This is a genomic window from Enterobacter cloacae complex sp. HYC074_NIDB, assembly GCF_056673345.1.
The window spans coordinates 965,415-984,343 of the sequence record NZ_CP114214.1 but is presented as its reverse complement, the minus strand read 5'-3'; the positions used below and the strand labels follow the sequence as shown (position 1 = coordinate 984,343).

Annotated in this window: 18 protein-coding genes and 1 tRNA gene; 5 read left to right on the top strand and 14 right to left on the bottom strand. The window is 54.4% G+C overall.

Translation table 11 applies throughout. The features are described from left to right. Positions 1 to 230: 230 nt before the first annotated feature. The gene (gene phoE, locus O1724_RS04710; protein WP_003863199.1) at positions 231 to 1,283 is read left to right on the top strand and encodes a phosphoporin PhoE; all 1,053 of its coding nucleotides are present in this window, start codon (positions 231 to 233) and stop codon (positions 1,281 to 1,283) included. Between the two features lie 132 nt (positions 1,284 to 1,415). Here the strand turns inward: phoE and crl are convergent, their stop codons facing one another. From crl to gpt, 3 genes are all read right to left on the bottom strand, one after another. Continuing rightward, a complete protein-coding gene (gene crl, locus O1724_RS04705; protein ID WP_003863201.1) occupies positions 1,416 to 1,817 on the bottom strand; it encodes a sigma factor-binding protein Crl in 402 nt (133 codons plus the stop codon). Positions 1,818 to 1,873: 56 nt separating this feature from the next. Continuing rightward, a complete protein-coding gene (gene frsA, locus O1724_RS04700) occupies positions 1,874 to 3,118 on the bottom strand; it encodes an esterase FrsA (RefSeq protein ID WP_023295967.1) in 1,245 nt (414 codons plus the stop codon). Between the two features lie 104 nt (positions 3,119 to 3,222). Continuing rightward, positions 3,223 to 3,681 carry a xanthine phosphoribosyltransferase gene (gene gpt / locus O1724_RS04695; protein ID WP_003863205.1) on the bottom strand — a complete coding sequence of 153 codons (459 nt, stop codon included), beginning with the start codon at positions 3,679 to 3,681 and terminating at the stop codon, positions 3,223 to 3,225. Positions 3,682 to 3,940: 259 nt separating this feature from the next. On the opposite strand from gpt, the gene pepD reads away from it, so the two are divergent. After that, on the top strand, positions 3,941 to 5,398 hold the full coding sequence (pepD, locus tag O1724_RS04690) for a cytosol nonspecific dipeptidase (RefSeq protein ID WP_003863206.1): 1,458 nt from the start codon (positions 3,941 to 3,943) through the stop codon (positions 5,396 to 5,398). Between the two features lie 55 nt (positions 5,399 to 5,453). On the opposite strand, the gene dinB is transcribed toward pepD, so the two are convergent. The 8 genes from dinB to O1724_RS04650 all read right to left on the bottom strand — a co-directional run bounded on the left by dinB (position 5,454) and on the right by O1724_RS04650 (position 12,659). After that, positions 5,454 to 6,512, bottom strand: coding sequence for a DNA polymerase IV (dinB, locus tag O1724_RS04685; RefSeq protein ID WP_003863209.1), 1,059 nt, complete (start codon positions 6,510 to 6,512; stop codon positions 5,454 to 5,456). A 107-nt stretch (positions 6,513 to 6,619) separates the two neighbouring features. Then, a complete protein-coding gene (gene nqrM / locus O1724_RS04680; RefSeq protein WP_003863212.1) occupies positions 6,620 to 6,820 on the bottom strand; it encodes a (Na+)-NQR maturation NqrM in 201 nt (66 codons plus the stop codon). Positions 6,821 to 6,822: 2 nt separating this feature from the next. Continuing rightward, a complete protein-coding gene (gene nqrF / locus O1724_RS04675) occupies positions 6,823 to 8,046 on the bottom strand; it encodes an NADH:ubiquinone reductase (Na(+)-transporting) subunit F (protein ID WP_023315477.1) in 1,224 nt (407 codons plus the stop codon). Positions 8,047 to 8,056: 10 nt separating this feature from the next. Further along, a complete protein-coding gene (gene nqrE / locus O1724_RS04670; protein WP_045337366.1) occupies positions 8,057 to 8,653 on the bottom strand; it encodes an NADH:ubiquinone reductase (Na(+)-transporting) subunit E in 597 nt (198 codons plus the stop codon). A 6-nt stretch (positions 8,654 to 8,659) separates the two neighbouring features. After that, positions 8,660 to 9,298: an NADH:ubiquinone reductase (Na(+)-transporting) subunit D gene (locus tag O1724_RS04665; protein WP_003863219.1), complete on the bottom strand. Its 639-nt coding sequence runs from the start codon at positions 9,296 to 9,298 to the stop codon at positions 8,660 to 8,662. After that, entirely contained in the window at positions 9,291 to 10,085 is a 795-nt protein-coding gene (locus O1724_RS04660) for a Na(+)-translocating NADH-quinone reductase subunit C (RefSeq protein ID WP_003863221.1), read from the bottom strand. Before O1724_RS04660 ends, O1724_RS04665 begins: the two co-directional genes overlap by 8 nt. Then, the gene (locus O1724_RS04655) at positions 10,078 to 11,313 is read right to left on the bottom strand and encodes an NADH:ubiquinone reductase (Na(+)-transporting) subunit B (protein ID WP_022647143.1); all 1,236 of its coding nucleotides are present in this window, start codon (positions 11,311 to 11,313) and stop codon (positions 10,078 to 10,080) included. The genes O1724_RS04660 and O1724_RS04655 overlap by 8 nt, the downstream gene beginning before the upstream one ends. 2 nt (positions 11,314 to 11,315) lie before the next feature. Next, positions 11,316 to 12,659 carry a Na(+)-translocating NADH-quinone reductase subunit A gene (locus O1724_RS04650; protein ID WP_032608602.1) on the bottom strand — a complete coding sequence of 448 codons (1,344 nt, stop codon included), beginning with the start codon at positions 12,657 to 12,659 and terminating at the stop codon, positions 11,316 to 11,318. Positions 12,660 to 12,959: 300 nt separating this feature from the next. Between O1724_RS04650 and dpaA the strand changes: the two genes are divergently transcribed. Beyond that, complete coding sequence (gene dpaA / locus O1724_RS04645) at positions 12,960 to 13,700, top strand: peptidoglycan meso-diaminopimelic acid protein amidase (protein WP_023315473.1); 741 nt, start codon at positions 12,960 to 12,962, stop codon at positions 13,698 to 13,700. On the opposite strand, the gene O1724_RS04640 is transcribed toward dpaA, so the two are convergent. Together O1724_RS04640 and lpcA are read right to left on the bottom strand one after the other, a co-directional pair. Beyond that, entirely contained in the window at positions 13,671 to 14,438 is a 768-nt protein-coding gene (locus tag O1724_RS04640; RefSeq protein ID WP_003863229.1) for a class II glutamine amidotransferase, read from the bottom strand. The genes dpaA and O1724_RS04640 overlap by 30 nt on opposite strands. A gap of 48 nt (positions 14,439 to 14,486) precedes the next feature. Then, positions 14,487 to 15,065 (bottom strand): D-sedoheptulose 7-phosphate isomerase, encoded by a 579-nt coding sequence (lpcA, locus tag O1724_RS04635; protein ID WP_003863232.1) that lies wholly within the window; start codon positions 15,063 to 15,065, stop codon positions 14,487 to 14,489. Between the two features lie 239 nt (positions 15,066 to 15,304). Here lpcA and fadE point away from each other — a divergent pair, with 239 nt between their 5' ends. Beyond that, positions 15,305 to 17,749 (top strand): acyl-CoA dehydrogenase FadE, encoded by a 2,445-nt coding sequence (fadE, locus tag O1724_RS04630; RefSeq protein WP_063855849.1) that lies wholly within the window; start codon positions 15,305 to 15,307, stop codon positions 17,747 to 17,749. A gap of 108 nt (positions 17,750 to 17,857) precedes the next feature. Further along, entirely contained in the window at positions 17,858 to 18,628 is a 771-nt protein-coding gene (locus tag O1724_RS04625) for an amidohydrolase (RefSeq protein ID WP_063944993.1), read from the top strand. Between the two features lie 100 nt (positions 18,629 to 18,728). Here the strand turns inward: O1724_RS04625 and O1724_RS04620 are convergent. Further along, positions 18,729 to 18,805, bottom strand: a tRNA-Asp gene (locus O1724_RS04620). Positions 18,806 to 18,929 lie beyond the last annotated feature (124 nt).

Sequence of the window (18,929 nt, the reverse complement as noted above, 5' to 3'; positions counted from 1 at the left end):
TGCCTTAGCGCATGACCCGTCACTTTGTTGCGCGGGATCAGGAAGCGTAGCGGCAGATTTTGACAATTTTATTACCGAAAAATTAAAACATACTTTTTTAGACATATTCTTACTTTGTCATAAAACTTTCACCCACGAACGATAAAACCCTTCCTGTTTTTCACGGGGTAATAAGCCGAATCTTATTACTCAGCGAATATTAGCGCGTTTTTATAAAATCAGGATTGAAAATGAAAAAGAGCACTCTGGCATTAGTGGTAATGGGCGTAGTTGCTTCCGCATCTGTTCAGGCAGCAGAAGTTTATAATAAAAACGGGAATAAACTGGACGTGTACGGCAAAGTAAAAGCAATGCACTACATCAGTGATGATGACGCTAAGGATGGTGACCAGACTTATGTTCGTTTCGGCTTTAAGGGTGAAACGCAGATTAACGATCAGCTGACGGGCTACGGACGTTGGGAAGCTGAGTTCGCGGGTAACAAAGCTGAAAGCGACTCTTCTCAAAAAACACGTCTGGCATTTGCCGGGCTGAAACTGAAAGACTTCGGCTCACTGGATTATGGCCGTAACCTGGGCGCGCTGTATGACGTCGCCGCATACACCGATATGTTCCCGGAGTTCGGCGGTGACGGCCTGGCTCAGACCGATAACTTCATGACGAAACGCGCCTCCGGTCTGGCCACATACCGTAATACCGATTTCTTTGGCCTGGTTGACGGCCTGAATATGACCCTGCAATACCAGGGCAAAAATGAAAACCGCGACGTGAAGAAGCAAAACGGTGACGGCTTCGGTACCTCCCTGAGCTATGACTTCGGCGGCAGCGATTTTTCTGTGATTGGTGCGTATGCCAGCTCCGACCGCACCAACGAGCAAAACCTTCAGGCACGCGGCGAAGGTAAAAAAGCAGAAGGCTGGGCAACCGGTTTGAAATATGATGCCAATGATATTTATCTGGCCACTATCTATTCCGAAACCCGCAATATGGCCCCTATTTCCGGTGGCTTTGCAAATAAAGCGCAAAACTTCGAAGTAGTCGCGCAATATCAGTTTGACTTTGGTCTGCGTCCATCTCTGGGTTACGTGCAGTCTAAAGGCAAAGATATCGAAGGTATCGGCGATGAAGATATCGTGAAATACATCGACGTAGGTGCGACATATTATTTCAACAAAAATATGTCTGCGTTTGTTGATTATAAGATCAACCAGATTGATGACGATAATAAACTGGGCGTAAGCAGCGATGATATCGTTGCGCTGGGCATGACCTACCAGTTCTGATGTTGTGGTAATAAATAAACCGGCGCTGAGCCGGTTTTTTTGTGCCCGGTGACGCTGTGCTTACCGGGCGTACGGGATAGTACATTTTTCAGACCGAGTAAGGCGTAGCCGCCACCCGGCGCTGGGACATCATCAGGCTCTCAGTTTCACCGCTTCGCTGGAAAAATCGTCCGCAGGCTCCAGCTTCAGATCCAATGTTGCCAGCAGGTCGCGAGCTCTGCCGTGAAATTCTTTTAGCGTATGCTCCAGGCGATCGATCACTTCCTGATCTTTGATGCTCGTCGCCTGCCAGTGCCCGTCTTTATTAAACAGGCCAAACTGATAGGTATAGGTAAAACGGTTTTCCTGTGCTTCCATTTCCATCCACCAGCCCCAGAACTCACGTTTTTCGGGTGCAGGCTTCACGTTGACGCAAACAGCCAGGCAGTCGAAAAAAAAGCGATTCTCTTCACACTGCTCTTCTCGAATATACGGGCCAAGAGCCATGAACTTCTTAATCAGTCTACTTTTCGGGTGTCCACTCGGTAACGTCATTGCGATCTCCTTTTGTGAAGCACTGTTTTACCAAACCAACGAAATTTAGCAAACTATTAACACAATCTCTGCGTGATCCAGCGTGTGATCTCTTTCAGCGCTTTGTCAAAATTCTGGTACACCGGGCTGAAGGGCACCTCCAGCAATTTACCATCAGAAGATGACGACGTGATTAAGCGTGACTCCTCTTCCGGGCTAAACGGATCGTTCTTCCAGAAACCGGACATCATCGGGGTTGGGCAGCGGCGGCCGAGTAAGCCCTGCGTTTTTAATGAATAACGATTAAGTTCAATGCGCAACGCTTCGTCTGAAGCATCATGCATGCCAAGTCGGCTCGCCAGTACGTCCAGATACATCTCAGGAACGCTACCCTGACGCGCAGGATCGCTTAACAGAGCATGCACCACCGGACCAAGACAGGCGACGGCCTTCAGGCGTGAAGATTCAAGGTAGGCAAGCCGTACCGCGACGTTAGCGCCGAAGCGGAAGCCAAACGCGCCAACCCGGGTGTGATCAACCCAGGGGATATTCTCCAGCGCTTTTAATGCATGCTGGTGCAGCAGGCTGGAGTCTTGCGTAAGTTTCCATTTGGATGAAAAACCAATGGAAGGCATATCAAGCGTCAGCATGGCGATTCCGTTTGGGGCAAAGTAGCGCTCATACAGGCTGTAATAGTCAATTTGTAACGAGTCCAGTCCACCGCACATCAGAACCGTCGGGAACGGCCCTTCCCCCTCCGGCATATGCAGGAATCCGGTCACCGGGCTGCCGCCGGGAATGGCGAACTCAATTTCACGCATCCGGCCAGGCAACCGCTGCGCAGCCTCTTCATAAGCCCGGTTTGCCAGCGCCTGCGCCTGCTCTGCCAGTTCGTCGCCTTTAAGATGCGGATATGCAGCGATGCTGTAAAGGTTTGCCGCATGCAGCCAGTGCTTGCCGCTGAGAGTGGCATCTTCTTCCTGGCTCGCTTTTTGCTGCCAGAGCATGGCCTGCTTTGACCATTCGTAGATCCAGTTTCCACCACGGTAGCCCACTACCGTATCGTAGAGATCGCTGTCGGTACGCTCGGACTCGCTCATCACGATACGCGCCTGCACGTCGAGGATTTCACGCGGATCGATGCCGCGCCAGATCCACATCAGGCGGTTAATCATTCGATACCAGTGGGGCACGTTTTTACCGTCTAACGCTGACTGAACGGCAGGCATTGTCCCCGGATTAAACCGACGCACCAGCGTCGACGTTTCAGGGTGCTTGAAACGGGGTTTGAAGAGAGTTTCGGTGAGATTCGCCTGCGTCATTGCGTTGCCTCCATGGATACGTCATATGAAGACCATTGTAACGCGTGGCAGGGTAAAAAGAACAACGCCCGGCATAACCGGGCGTGTAAAGTTACGTACTGAAATTAACGGCCAGAGATAGGCGGTACGAAGACCACGCCCATATCCCATGGCTGTTCAATCCAGGTATCCTGCGGGATATCAATGACGTAATCATCAACCAGTGGGCGACCCGCTGGTTTCGCGAAGATAGTGACGAAGTGCGCTTTTGGATACATTTCGCGGATAGCCACCGCAGTACCGCCGGTATCCACCAGATCGTCGATAACGATAAAGCCTTCACCGTCGCCTTCCGCGCGTTTCAGCACTTTCAGTTCGCGCTGGTTGTCGTGATCGTAGCTGGAGATACAGACGGTATCGACATGACGAATACCCAGCTCACGTGCCAGCAGCGCCCCCGGTACCAGACCGCCACGGCTGACGGCAATAATGCCTTTCCACTGTTCGGAAGGCATCAGACGCGCAGCCAGTTTGCGTGCGTGAATCTGCAACATGTCCCAGGTGACGACGTATTTTTCGCTCATGTGAAGTGTCCCAGCCTGTTTATATACGGCTTAAAAAAAATGAGGGTGAACCAGGTTGCGCGAGATTATAGAGATCTGACGCACTAAAAACCAGTGTTACGCGCCATGAGCCTGAGTTTTTACATGCTTAATGCTACCAGCCACGGGAGAAAGTGGTATTCTCAGTTGCATCTCGCAAGCCTGACTTGTGGTAACGATTAACCTGCTAACCCTGTGACCTGCAACATTGTTTTGCAGCGCAACGACAAGGAGACCTATCGTGTCTGAACTGTCTCAATTATCTCCACAGCCGCTGTGGGATATTTTTGCCAAAATCTGCTCCATTCCGCACCCTTCCTATCACGAAGAACAGCTTGCCGAACATATTATGGGCTGGGCAAAGGAAAAAGGTCTGCACGCTGAACGCGACCAGGTTGGCAATATTCTTATCCGCAAACCTGCCACCGCAGGTATGGAAAACCGTAAGCCAGTGGTATTGCAGGCGCACCTGGACATGGTTCCGCAGAAAAACAACGACACCGTTCACGACTTCACAAAAGACCCGATTCAGCCGTACATCGACGGCGAGTGGGTGAAGGCGCGGGGCACGACCCTGGGCGCAGATAACGGCATTGGTATGGCTTCCGCGCTGGCCGTGCTGGCTGACGACAGCGTTGAACACGGTCCGCTGGAAGTGCTGCTGACCATGACTGAAGAAGCGGGCATGGATGGCGCGTTCGGTCTCCAGGCAAACTGGCTGCAAGCGGACATTCTGATCAACACCGACTCCGAAGAAGAAGGTGAGATCTACATGGGCTGCGCGGGCGGGATCGATTTTATCTCTACCCTGCCGCTGTCCCGCGAAGCGATCCCTGCCGGATTCGAGACCTTTAAGCTGACGCTGAAAGGGCTGAAAGGCGGTCACTCCGGCGGTGATATTCACCTGGGCCTGGGCAACGCCAACAAACTGCTGGCGCGTTTCCTGGCGGGCCATGCCGCTGAACTGGATCTGCGTCTGGTGGACTTCAACGGCGGTACTCTGCGTAACGCGATCCCTCGCGAAGCCTTCGCTACCTTGGCAGTGCCTGCGTCGAAAGCGGACGAACTGAAAAAACTCTCAAGCGTGTATCTGGAGATCCTGAAAAACGAACTGTCTGCAAAAGAGAAAAACCTGACGGTGGTGCTGGAGTCCGTTACGACGGATAAAGCCGCGCTGACCGCACAGTCTCGTGACACGTTTGTCCAGCTGCTGAACGCAACGCCAAACGGCGTTATTCGCAACTCTGACGTGGCGAAAGGCGTGGTGGAAACCTCCCTGAACGTGGGCGTGGTGACCATGGGTGACGACAGCGCAGAGATCATCTGCCTGATCCGTTCCCTGATCGACAGCGGAAAAGAGTACGTTGTGAGCATGCTGGAATCTCTGGGTACCCTGGCGGGCGCGAAAACGTCTGCAAAAGGCAGCTACCCGGGCTGGCAGCCGGATGCAAGTTCTCCGGTCATGGCACTGGTGCGTGAAACTTATCAGCGACTGTTCAACAGCACCCCGAACATTCAGGTTATTCACGCGGGTCTGGAGTGTGGTCTGTTCAAGAAACCGTATCCGGATATGGACATGGTCTCCATTGGGCCGACCATCACGGGTCCACACTCCCCGGATGAACAGGTTCATATTGAAAGCGTCGGTCACTACTGGACGCTGCTGACTGAGCTGCTGAAAGCAATCCCTGCGAAGTAATTCGTCGTCTGTTGCCCGGTGGCGCTACGCTTACCGGGCCTACAATTAGCGTAATCTACAGCCCCAACACCAGCTGACGCTCCAGCTGCGGATCCAGCAAGGTGACGTGCAGCCCCACCAGCCTCACCCCTCGCCCGCCCCGCCGTTCTTCCCATGCCTTTTTTGCCGTCGCGATAAGATCCTCTTTGTTGAGGCGTGGCCAGACGTGTTCCTGCGTCGTCTGCTGAAAATCGTTAAATTTCAGTTTGATGCCCTGCCGGGCAATAAGCAGATCCGGTTTGACCTTCAGTAAGCGTCGTTCAAGTTCAGGATAGAGTTGTTCCGTAATAATGGTTTCACATTCGGTCCAGTCATGGATATCTTCGCTCAGCGTGCGTTCAACGCCGACCGATTTACGCAGCCGTTCGTTGTTCACATCCCGGTCATCAATGCCCTGACTGCGTTCCCACAGTACGCGGCCAAACTTGCCAAAACGCTTAAGCAGCAGCGCCAGATCGCTGCGCTGAACGTCTTCGCAGGTGCGTAGCCCCATACTTTCCAGCTTCGCGGCGGAGACTTTGCCCACTCCGGGGATTTTGCTGAGCGGCAGCGTCTTTAAAAACGCCGAAACCTCTTCCGGAGTGATAACGTACTGGCCGTTGGGCTTATTTAAATCGGAGGCGATTTTGGCGAGAAATTTGACCGGCGCGACACCCGCCGATGCCGTCAGGTTCAGCTCGTTAAAAATAGTCTGGCGGATCTCCTGCGCCATCAGGGTGGCGGAGCCGTGGCAGTGCACGCTGTGGGTGACATCAAGATAGGCTTCATCCAGCGATAACGGTTCGATAAGTGAAGTGTAGCGGGAAAAGATCTCCCGAATGTGGCTCGATGCTTCTTTATAGGCATCAAAACGTCCGGGCAAAAGAGTGAGATGCGGGCACAGTTTCAGCGCCATCGCTGTCGGCATGGCGCTGCGCACGCCGTATTTGCGAGCAGGATAGTTGGCGGTGCTGATGACACCGCGCTGTACCCGGCTGCCGCCAATGGCAATGGGAATATCCCGCAGCGCCGGGTTGTCACGCATCTCCACTGCGGCAAAAAAGCAGTCCATATCGACATGGATTATTTTGCGCATAGTAAGCCCTCACTCGTTACTGGATAAGTATACAGTAAACAAATGAGGGTTGAGAAGTGTGCATGGGAATTGTCGGGTGGCGGCGTTGCCTTACCCGACCAGGAAGACTAAATAATGCGTTGCTGCTCGCGAGCCATCCGCTTTTTCCGCGCATCGCACGGTTCCGGACAATCGCACACTTTTTCCATTCCGATGGAAGAGATGCCTCCGCAACTGCCCTGAATGCTTTTACGCTTGATGATCCAGCCTAAGGACATGCCGAAGATCACCAGCACAAACACCGCAAAGGTCGCCAGAAAGGTCAGCATAATCAGCCTCCGAAATCATCGAGCATGATGTTCTCATCTTCCACGCCAAGATCTTTTAGCATCTTAATCACGGCCGCGTTCATCATTGGTGGACCACACATATAGAACTCGCAGTCTTCCGGTGCCGGGTGCTGTTTGAGGTAATTTTCATACAGCACGTTGTGGATGAAGCCCGTATAGCCTGTCCAATTATCTTCCGGCTGCGGATCGGATAACGCCACATGGAAGGTAAAGTTAGGGTTATCACGTGCCAGTTGTTCAAACTCATCGTCATAGAACATTTCGCGCAGTGAACGCGCTCCGTACCAGAAGCTGATCTTGCGCTTGCTGCCAAGTCGTTTGAGCTGGTCAAAGATATGCGAACGCATCGGCGCCATACCCGCTCCGCCGCCGATAAAGACCATCTCCGCGTCAGTATCTTTGGCAAAGAATTCGCCGAACGGGCCGGAAATCGTCACTTTGTCGCCAGGCTTGAGGGACCAGATATAGGATGACATGACGCCAGGGGGGGCATCAGGCACATTCGGTGGCGGCGTGGCGATACGCACGTTGAGCATAATAATGCCCTTCTCTTCCGGGTAGTTAGCCATGGAATAGGCGCGGAGCGCGGGCTCTTTTACCTCGGAAACAAAGCGGAAGAGGTTAAATTTATCCCAGTCGGCCCGGTACTCTTCGGGCACGTCGAAGTCAGCATACGCGACGGTGTGTGCCGGACATTCAATCTGGATATACCCACCCGCACGGAACGGGACGCTCTCCCCTTCAGGGACACGCAGCTTGAGCTCTTTAATGAACGTGGCTTTGTTATCGTTAGAGATAACTTCGCACTCCCATTTTTTCACGCCGAAGATCTCCTCCGGCAGCTCAATCTTCATGTTCTGGCGCACAGCGACCTGGCACGCCAGACGGCATCCCTCTTTCGCTTCACGCTTCGTAATATGCGACAGTTCCGTTGGCAGAATATCACCGCCGCCCTCTTTCACCGTCACACGGCACTGGCCACAGGAGCCACCGCCGCCACAGGCAGACGAGACAAAAATCCCGTTGCCGGAGAGCGTGTTAAGCAGCTTATCCCCTGCCGGGGTACGGATCTGATTCTGCGGATCGTCATTGATATCAATGATCACATCCCCGGAATTGACCAGCTTCGCACGCGCCGCCAGGATCAGCCCTGACAGCACCAGTACTATCAGCGTGAACATCACCACGCCAAGAATAATTTCCATTTGTTAGCCCTTATAGCTGCACACCGGAGAAGGACATAAAGCCCAACGCCATCAGGCCGGTGGTGATAAAGGTGATCCCTAAGCCACGAAGCCCCGCAGGTACGTTGGCATATTTCATTTTTTCACGGATCCCCGCCATGGTAACAATCGCCAGCATCCAGCCGATACCGGAACCGAAGCCATACACAACCGATTCACTGAAGTTGTAATCACGCTGAACCATAAAGGAAACACCGCCAAAAATGGCGCAGTTCACGGCGATCAGCGGCAGGAAGATCCCCAGCGCGTTGTACAGCGACGGGAAGTATTTATCGAGGATCATCTCCAGGACCTGAACAAGCGCCGCAATCACTCCGATAAAGGTGATGAAGTTCAGGAAGCTAAGATCAACCCCCTCCACCAGCGCGCCATCGCGCAGCACGAAGTTGAATACCAGGTTGTTAATCGGAACGGAAAGCCCCAGCACAACGGTAACTGCCACGCCCAGACCAAATGCCGTCGATACCTTTTTAGAAACGGCAAGGAACGTACACATGCCCAGGAAGAAAGCGAGCGCCATGTTTTCAACAAACACCGCGCGCACAAATAAACTCAGGTAATGAGCCATTGTCGGTTACTCCTTTTCCTGCTGTTCAGGCTTCAACGTACGAATCAGCCAGATCAGCAAACCGATAATGAAAAATGCGCTTGGGGCCAGCAGGAACAGGCCGTTCGGCAGATACCAGCCGCCGTTCTGTACCGTATCCAACACCGGAATGCCAAACAGCTTGCCGCTGCCAATAAGTTCGCGCAGGAAACCAACCGTCAACAGGATTACGCCGTAACCCAGGCCGTTGCCGATACCGTCCATAAAGCTCGCCAGCGGCGGCATTTTCATCGCATAGGCTTCAGCACGCCCCATCACGATACAGTTGGTGATAATCAGGCCGACAAACACCGAAAGCTGCTTCGAGGTTTCATAGGCGAAGGCGCGCAGGAGCTGATCGACCACGATCACCAGCGAGGCGATGATCGCCATCTGCACGATGATCCTTACGCTGTTGGGTATGTGGTGGCGGATCATTGAGATAAACATGCTGGAAAACGCTGTCACCAGCGTTACCGCCAGCGTCATGACCACCGCCGTTTCCAGCTTGGTGGTGACCGCCAGCGCCGAGCACACCCCCAGCACCTGAAGCGTTATCGGGTTATTGGCTAACAGCGGGCCAATCAGCACCTTTTTAACTTCTTTCAGTTCACCCGTATCAGCCATTATTCAGCGCTCCTTCACGTACATTCTTCAGGAAGGGACCAAAGCCCAGTTCACCCATCCAGAAATCAAAGCTGTGCTGCACACCGTTTGAGGTGAGCGTGGCGCCGGAAAGGCCATCAACGGCAAATTCATCGCCGGGACGCGCGCCCCCTTTTACCACCTTCAGCGCAGGCTGGCCGTTGTCGTCGAGCACTTTTTTACCAACAAACTGTGCCCGCCAGTTAGGGTTCTCAACTTCGCCCCCCAGCCCCGGCGTTTCGCCCTGATCGTAATAAGTAATGCCTTTAACCGTACGGCCGTCGGTATCCAGCGCCACAAAGGCGTACATCATTGACCATAAACCGTTGCCATAGATGGGCAACACGATTTTCTGAATGCGTTTTTGCTCGTCACGGACGAGGTAAATCTCCGCGACATTGCTGCGGCGCTTAATGCCTGCCGGATCCTGCGAGGCGTCAAGCGTGGTGCTCATTTGCGGATCTTTTAGCGCCAGCGCCTGGTTGTATTTCGCCGGGTCTTTATCCATTAACTCCCCGGTTTTTAAATCCACCAGCCGTGCGGTAATACGTTCGGCAAACACCGCTGCGACGTCATCCTTCGTCATGCCTTCCTGCATCAGCCCGGCAACGGCCAGGATGTTACGCTGTTTATCCAGCGCACGTTGCTCCTGCTGTAGCGGTTTCAACCCTACGGCAGAACCGGCCACGACAATGGAACAAACCAGACACAGTACCAGCACCACCAGCAGCGTTTTGCTGATGCTGTCGTTATTTTTGATCTCAGCCACGCGCCTTCCTCCGCTTAATGTTGGCGCGCACGACCAGGTAGTCGAACAGCGGCGCAAACAGATTGGCAAACAGAATGGCCAACATCATCCCTTCCGGATAAGCCGGGTTGACCACGCGAATCAGTACACACATCACCCCAATGAGCGCGCCGTAACACCATTTACCTCTGTCGGTAAACGAAGCCGAGACCGGATCGGTGGCCATGAACATCATGCCAAACGCAAAGCCTCCCAGCACAAGGTGCCAGTACCACGGCATGGAGAACATCGGGTTTGTGTCTGAACCAATGAAGTTGAAAAGCGTGGCGGTGAGTACCATCCCGAGCATGACGCCAGCGACAATGCGCCAGGACGCCACGCGGCCAAAGAGGATGATAGCCCCGCCGATCAAAATCATCAGGGTAGACACTTCACCGATGGAGCCTGGAATATTGCCGATAAACGCATCAAACCAGGTGACAGGCTGTCCGGTTGCATTATTGACCAGCGTTTCGCCGCCGCCAGCCGCCCACTGTGAAAGTGGCGTCGCGCCGGAGAATCCGTCTGCTGCCGTCCACACCAGGTCGCCCGAGATTTGCGCCGGATAAGCAAAGAACAGGAACGCGCGTCCTGCCAGCGCCGGGTTGAGGAAGTTGCGTCCGGTCCCGCCGAAGATCTCCTTGGCAATCACCACGCCAAAGCTGATCCCCATCGCCGCCTGCCAGAGCGGCAGCGTTGGCGGAACAATCAGCGCAAACAGAATAGAGGTAACAAAGAAGCCCTCGTTGATCTCATGTTTGCGAATAATGGCGAACAGCACCTCCCAGAAACCGCCCACGATAAAGACAGTCATATAGATGGGGAGGAAGAAGACAGCGCCCAGCGTCATCATGCTGATCCAGCCGGCATCTGCCGCAAAGCTCACCCCCAGCGACTGTGCCAGACGATAGTGCCAGTCAGACTGAATCACCTGCGCCAGCTGCTCTGCATCATACATATGGTGCAGCGCCGGAATAGTTTGCAACCCAACGTTATACATCCCCCAGAACATGGCCGGGAAGACCGCAAACCAGACCAGAATCATCATTCGCTTGAGGTCGATGGCGTCGCGAACGTGCGCCGCGCCTTTCGTTACCAGACCCGGCGTGTAGAAAATGGTCGTTGTCGCTTCATACAGCGGGTAGTACTTTTTGAGCTTCCCTTCGGTAAAGTGCGGCTCAATTTTTTCAAAGAGGTGTTTTAAGCCCATGTTTATCCTTCCTGCTCAATGCGGGTTAACACCTCGCGCAATACGGGTCCATATTCGTATTTACCTGGACACACATAGGTACACAGCGCCAGATCTTCTTCGTCCAGCTCCAGACAGCCCAGCGCCTGGGCACCGTCGGTATCACCGGCCAGGAGATCCCGCAGCAGCACGGTGGGCAGAATATCCAGCGGCATCACGCGTTCGTAGTTGCCAATCGGAACCATGGCGCGCTCACCGCCGTTGGTGCTGGTGGAGAAGTTAAACAGCTTATGACGCAGGAAGTGGCCGAGCGTGGTGCGGGTTACCGAGTATTTTTCTGCGCCAGGCAGTACCCAGCCGAACAGCTCTTTCTCGCGTCCTTCAAGCACCACACTCACCTGAAGATGGAAACGACCCAGCCAGGCCATCGGGCCTGTCGCGTGCCTGCCGCTCAGCACCGAACCGGAAATAATACGGTTTTCACCCTCTTTCGTTTCGCCAGCCAACAGCGCCGTCAGGTCAGCCCCAAGCAGCGTGCGAACCAGACGCGGTTGGGTTGCCTGAGGGCCGCCGATGGCAATAATGCGTTCTGCGCACAGCTCACCCGTGGTGAACAGCTTACCGATAGCGATCACGTCCTGATAATTAAGATGCCAGACCTGTTTCGTCAGGCTTACCGGCTCCAGGAAATGAATATGCGTTCCCACCAGTCCCGCCGGATGCGGGCCGGCAAATTCATTAAAGGCCACCTGCCCTTGCGGATGACCGCCCAGCTTACCGCCGCTGGCCTGGCAGACATGCACTTTGCCCGGCGTCAGGCGTGTTAACACGGTGAGGCCGGCATCGAAAGCTTTTCGTTCCGCCAGGATAAGAGGCTGCGGATCTGCGCTGAGCGGGTTGGTGTCGATGGCCGTAACGAAGATAGCGGCCGGCACAGTGCCTGGCACGGGCGTTTTGCTATAGGGCCGCGTGCGAAGCGCCGTCCACAGTCCCGACTCCAGCAGTTGCGTCTGCACCACGTCGTGGCTGAGGGTGGCGAGATCGGCGGCGTCAAAACGCGCAAATTCGCGTTTCTCATCACCTTCAATTTGAATAACAACCGATTGCAGGACGCGACGCTCACCACGATGGATGGCAACAACGGTGCCGCTGGCTGGGGCTGTAAACATAACGCCAGGATTTTTTTTATCCTCGAAGAGTGCCTGGCCTTTTATTACGCGATCGCCTTCCTGTACCAGCATCGCAGGACGCATGCCCACGTAATCATCACCTACAATGGCGACATGATGAATACTGGCGCCGGTGGTAACGTGCTGTTCAGGCACGCCAGAGATTGGCAGATCGAGTCCTTTTCTGATTCTAAACATGTGGTTAGCAGGTATCCATGAACAACAATCCAGAGAGGCCGGAGTGTACCATTTTCGGCCCTGCCAGGGGCAGCAAATCCGCCGTCTGGCGCGCCGAAATGCGAGCTATTGCGCAAAGTTCCTGGAGTCAGGACAATGTGAATGGGTTATAAAGTAAAACTAATTTGTAAACGCAAAGGTTGGCTCTTGCGAAAATCTCCATCGGTGCTAATGTGAGCGCTCCTGTCCAGATTAGTCTGATTTCGGGTGTCTTTTGCCGTTCTGGCAAGTTGGTCATTGTTTTATCAAGGAACCAGTAGTATGCGTAAAATCGCATTGTTCATTGCGATGCTTCTGATACCGTGCATGTCGTTTGCCGGGCTGCTTGGCAGTAATAGTTCAACGACGCCGATCAGTAAAGAGTATAAACAGCAGTTGATGGGATCCCCGGTTTATATTCAAATCTTCAAGGAAGAGCGCACACTCGATCTGTTTGTCAAAATGGGCGAGACTTATCAGCTGCTCGATAGCTACAAAATCTGTAACTATTCTGGCGGGCTGGGGCCGAAACAGCGGCAGGGTGACTTCAAAAGTCCGGAAGGGTTTTACAACGTTCAGCGTAATCAGCTAAAACCGGACAGCCGCTTCTATAAAGCGATTAACATCGGTTTCCCCAATGCCTTCGACCGTGCGCACGGTTACGAAGGGAAATACCTGATGATCCACGGCGCCTGCGTGTCTGTCGGCTGTTATGCGATGACGGATTCCGGCATTGATGAAATCTTCCAGTTTGTCACGGGCGCACTGGTCTTCGGTCAGCCGAATGTTCAGGTCAGCATCTATCCGTTCCGTATGACGGATGCGAACATGGCACGCCATAAGTACTCTGTTTACACAGATTTCTGGAAACAGCTAAAACCGGGCTATGACTACTTCGAGCAGACCCATAAGCCGCCGGTGGTGTCCATCGTCAATGGCCGTTACGTGGTGAGTAAACCGCTCAGCCATGAAGTGGTTCAGCCGCAGCTGGCGTCAAATTACGCGGTCCCCGAGACAAAATAGCGCCCACTCGCCTGGCATGATCTTTTGCCAGGTTTCGTTGCCCGTCAGTGGCTGCGTTGCAATGACAGTGACCACATCGTTCGGTGTGGTCTCCTTCTGAAAATCAATTTCCACATCCTGATCGAGCAGCGTGGCGACGCCAAACGGCGCACGTCGGGTGATCCAGAACAGATTTGTCGAGCAGAACGCCATCACGTAGCGCCCGTCAGACAGCAGCATATTAAAGACGCCCTTCGCGCGTAACTCAGACGCCAGTGACGCTATGTACTTAAAAACGGCGGTCATGTTGCCGGGCGTACGGGGATAGCGCTCGGTCAGCTTGTGCAGCAGCCAGCAAAATGCTTTTTCGCTGTCCGTTTCACCGACAGGACGAAAATTGCCGGTTTCCAGTGATTTATAGCCCGAGAGCTGCCCGTTGTGCGCGTAGGTCCAGTTACGGCCCCACAGTTCACGGGTAAACGGATGGGTATTTTCCAGCGCCACTTCGCCGCGATTGGCCTGGCGAATATGCGCGATCACCGAACAGGATTTAATAGGATAGTCCTGCACCAGTCTGGCAATGGGTGAGTTAAAGCTGGGCTGTGGATCTTTAAACGTGCGGCATCCTTTGCCTTCGTAGAAGGTAATGCCCCAGCCGTCTTTATGCGGCCCGGTTCCTCCACCGCGCTGAACCAGCCCGGTAAAACTAAAGCAGATATCGGTTGGCACATTGGCGCTCATCCCGAGCAGTTCGCACATAGATCACCTCCACAACAGCGGGGGGCACCGGCGCCCCCCAGCGAAGTCTTACTTAACCATCTCTTTTTCGATCAATTGGATCAGGATGTGGATCACTTTGATGTGAATTTCCTGAACGCGATCGGCATAACCGAAGTGTGGAACGCGGATTTCAATGTCCGCTGTACCGTCCATCTTACCGCCATCTTTCCCGGTCAGGGTGATCACTTTCATGCCCTTCTCACGCGCGGCGGCGATCGCTTTGATCACGTTAGCGGAGTTACCGGACGTGGAGATACCCAGCAGCACGTCGCCTTCACGGCCTACGGCTTCAACGTAGCGGGAAAAGATGTGGTCGTAACCGAAGTCGTTGCCTACACAGGAGATGTGGCTCACGTCGGAAATCGCAATCGCCGGGTAGCCCGGACGGTTTTCGCGATAGCGTCCGGTCAGCTCCTCGGCGAAGTGCATGGCGTCACAGTGGGAACCGCCGTTACCGCAGGAGAGCACTTTACCGCCGGCTTTGAAGCTGTCAGCAAGCAGGACCGCCGCGCGCTGAATAGCGTGAATATTGGCATCATCTTTCAGAAAGTTCGCCAGCGTTTCCGCCGCTTCGTTCAGTTCGTTACGAATAAGATCCTGGTACATGAGGATAATCCTTCAGTATTGATGAAATAACACAGTGGAGTGTACCGGATAGCAGTAAAAGCGAGAAGCTAAAGCCATGCGAATCGTCCGGCGTTTTGATTTTTTGTGCCGGCTAAAACGCGAACAATGTGAACCAGGTTGTAATTATTTTGTAAACACATTGCTAAAGGAAATGACATCAACTACAACCATATCATCACAAGTGGTCAGACCTCCTACAAGCAAGGGAGCTTTTCTTTATGATGATTTTGAGCATTCTCGCAACCGTTGTACTGCTCGGTGTGTTGTTCTATCACCGTGTCAGTTTATTCCTGAGTAGCCTGATTCTTCTGGCCTGGACGGCTGCACTTGGCGTCGCTGGCCTGTGGAATATCTGGGTTCTTGTTCCCCTGGCCATCATTTTACTACCGTTTAACCTGACGCCGATGCGTAAGTCGATGATCTCTGTGCCGGTGTTCAGGGGATTCCGTAAAGTGATGCCGCCGATGTCGCGTACAGAGAAAGAAGCGATTGACGCCGGTACGACCTGGTGGGAAGGCGATCTGTTCCAGGGCAACCCGGACTGGAAAAAGCTTCACAACTATCCACAGCCGCGTCTGACCGCCGAAGAACAGGCCTTTATTGATGGTCCGGTAGAAGAAGCGTGCCGCATGGCAAACGACTTTGCCATCACTCACGAAATGGCCGACCTGCCGCCTGAGCTGTGGGCATACCTGAAAGAGCATCGCTTCTTCGCGATGATCATTAAGAAAGAGTATGGCGGTCTGGAATTCTCCGCTTACGCTCAGGCTCGCGTGCTGCAAAAACTGGCGGGTGTCTCCGGGATCCTGGCGATTACCGTTGGCGTGCCAAACTCCTTAGGCCCGGGCGAGCTGTTACAGCATTACGGTACAGAAGAGCAGAAAGATCACTACCTGCCGCGTCTGGCGCGTGGCCAGGAAATTCCGTGCTTCGCGCTGACCAGCCCGGAGGCGGGCTCTGATGCCGGCGCGATCCCCGATACCGGCGTGGTTTGCATGGGCGAGTGGCAGGGCCAGCAGGTGCTGGGCATGCGCCTGACCTGGAACAAACGTTATATCACCCTCGCGCCTATCGCCACGGTGCTGGGCCTGGCGTTCAAACTCTCTGACCCGGAAAAACTGCTGGGCGGTGAAGAAGATCTGGGCATTACCTGTGCGCTGATCCCAACCTCGACCCCAGGTGTTGAGATTGGTCGCCGTCACTTCCCGCTGAACGTACCGTTCCAGAACGGTCCTACCCGCGGTCAGGATATCTTTGTCCCGATTGATTACATCATCGGTGGCCCGAAAATGGCCGGTCAGGGCTGGCGTATGCTGGTAGAATGTCTGTCTGTGGGCCGCGGCATTACCCTGCCGTCGAACTCAACCGGCGGTCTGAAATCGGTGGCGATGGGGATTGGGGCTTACGCGCATATCCGCCGTCAGTTCAAAATCTCCATCGGCAAGATGGAAGGTATCGAAGAGCCGCTGGCGCGTATTGCGGGCAATGCCTACGTGATGGACGCCGCAGCCTCGCTGATTACCTACGGAATTATGCTGGGCGAAAAACCCGCCGTGCTGTCGGCAATTGTGAAATACCACTGTACCCACCGTGCACAGCAGTCAATTATTGATGCAATGGATATCGCAGGCGGTAAAGGGATCATGCTCGGTGAAGGCAACTTCCTGGCACGCAGCTATCAGGGCGCTCCGATTGCCATCACCGTTGAAGGGGCAAACATCCTGACCCGCAGCATGATGATCTTCGGTCAGGGCGCCATTCGCTGCCATCCGTACGTGCTGGAAGAGATGGCCGCCGCGCAGAATAACGACGTGGATGCCTTTGACAAGCTGCTGTTCAAACATATCGGTCACGTGGGCAGCAATGAAGTGCGCAGCTTCTGGCTCGGCCTGACGCGCGGCCTCACCAGCGCGACGCCGACCAGCGATGCGACTAAACGTTATTACCAGCACCTGAACCGCCTGAGCGCTAACCTGGCCCTGCTGTCTGACGTCTCGATGGCCGTTCTTGGCGGAAGCCTGAAGCGTCGCGAGCGCATCTCTGCCCGTCTGGGCGACGTGCTGAGCCAGATCTTCCTGGCCTCTGCGGTTCTAAAACGCTACGACGACGAAGGCCGTCAGGAAGCGGATCTGCCGCTGGTGCACTGGGGTGTACAGGATGCGCTGTATCAGGCAGAACAGGCTATTGACGACCTGCTGGCGAACTTCCCGAACCGCTTTGTGGCAGGTGCCCTGCGCGTGGCGATCTTCCCGACCGGTCGTCATTACCTGGCGCCGTCTGACAAGCTGGATCATAAAGTGGCGAAGATCCTTCAGGTTCCGAGCGCAACCCGCTCCCGTATTGGCCGCGGCCAGTATCTGGCCCCTACCCCGCATAACCCTGTCGGCCTGCTGGAAGAGGCGCTGCTGGACGTGATGGCCGCCGACCCGATTCACCAGAAGATCTGCAAACAGCTGGGTAAAAACCTGCCGTTCACCCGCCTGGACGAGCTGGCAAAACAGGCCCTGGCGGGCGGCATCATCGACAACAGCGAAGCCGCACTCCTGGTGAAAGCCGAAGAGAGCCGTCTGCGCAGTATTAACGTGGATGATTTCGAACCGGAAGAGCTGGCGACACAGCCGGTAAAGCTGCCGGAGAAGCACCGCAAACCTGAAGCCGCATAAGACGTTCAGCGTCCATCAACCCCGCTCCGTGCGGGGTTTTTTAATGCCACATTTTCTCGTAATGACGTGCTACAGTGTCAAAAAGCGATCTTTTAAGGAGTCGGTATCGTGCCTGGTTTGAAGATTTCTGTTTTGCAGCAGCCTTTAGTTTGGATGGACGGTCCAGCCAACCTTCGCCATTTCGATCGCCAGCTCGAAGAGATTAGCGGTCGCGATGTGATTGTCCTGCCGGAGATGTTCACCACGGGTTTTGCGATGGAGGCTGCAAAACAGTCGATGCCGCAGGACGAGGTTGTGGCCTGGATGCACGCCAAAGCGCAGGAGACAAACGCGCTGATTGCCGGTAGCGTCGCCCTCCAGACCGAACGCGGGCCGGTTAACCGCTTCCTGCTGGTCGAGCCAGAGGGAAAGGTGCATTTCTACGATAAGCGCCACCTGTTCCGCATGGCGGATGAGCATCAACATTATGTAGCCGGAAACGAACGCGTGGTGTTTGAATGGCGCGGCTGGCGTATTTTGCCGCTGGTCTGTTATGACCTGCGCTTCCCCGTCTGGTCCCGCAACCGCAACGATTACGACCTGGCGCTGTATGTTGCCAACTGGCCTGCGCCACGCTCCCTGCACTGGCAGGCTTTACTGACCGCGCGCGCGATTGAAAATCAGGCTTATGTCGTTGGCTGTAACCGCGTAGGAACGGACGGCAACGGGCATCACTATCGCGGTGACAGCCGGGTGATCAGTCCGCAGGGTGAGATTATTGCCACCGCCGAGCCGCATCAGGCAACACGAATTGACGCTGAGATCTCGTTAACGGCGTTAAAGGAGTATCGGGAGAAGTTTCCGGCCTGGCAGGATGCAGATCAGTTAACGATCGGATAAACGCAACCCGCGATGTTACCCTGGCTTATCGCCTTGCGTAACATCAGGGAAAAGCAGAAATGAAAAAGGCCCACGTTATAAATAACGTGGGCCTGAATAGTGGCGGAACGGACGGGACTCGAACCCGCGACCCCCTGCGTGACAGGCAGGTATTCTAACCGACTGAACTACCGCTCCACTGTTCCCGTTTGGGGAACGAGGCGAATATTACGGTTTGCCTCTGAACTCGTCAACGCTTTTTCTCAGGTTTTGAATCGTTTGCTGCAAAATTCACCCAAACGGTGATTTAACAAACGTTTCG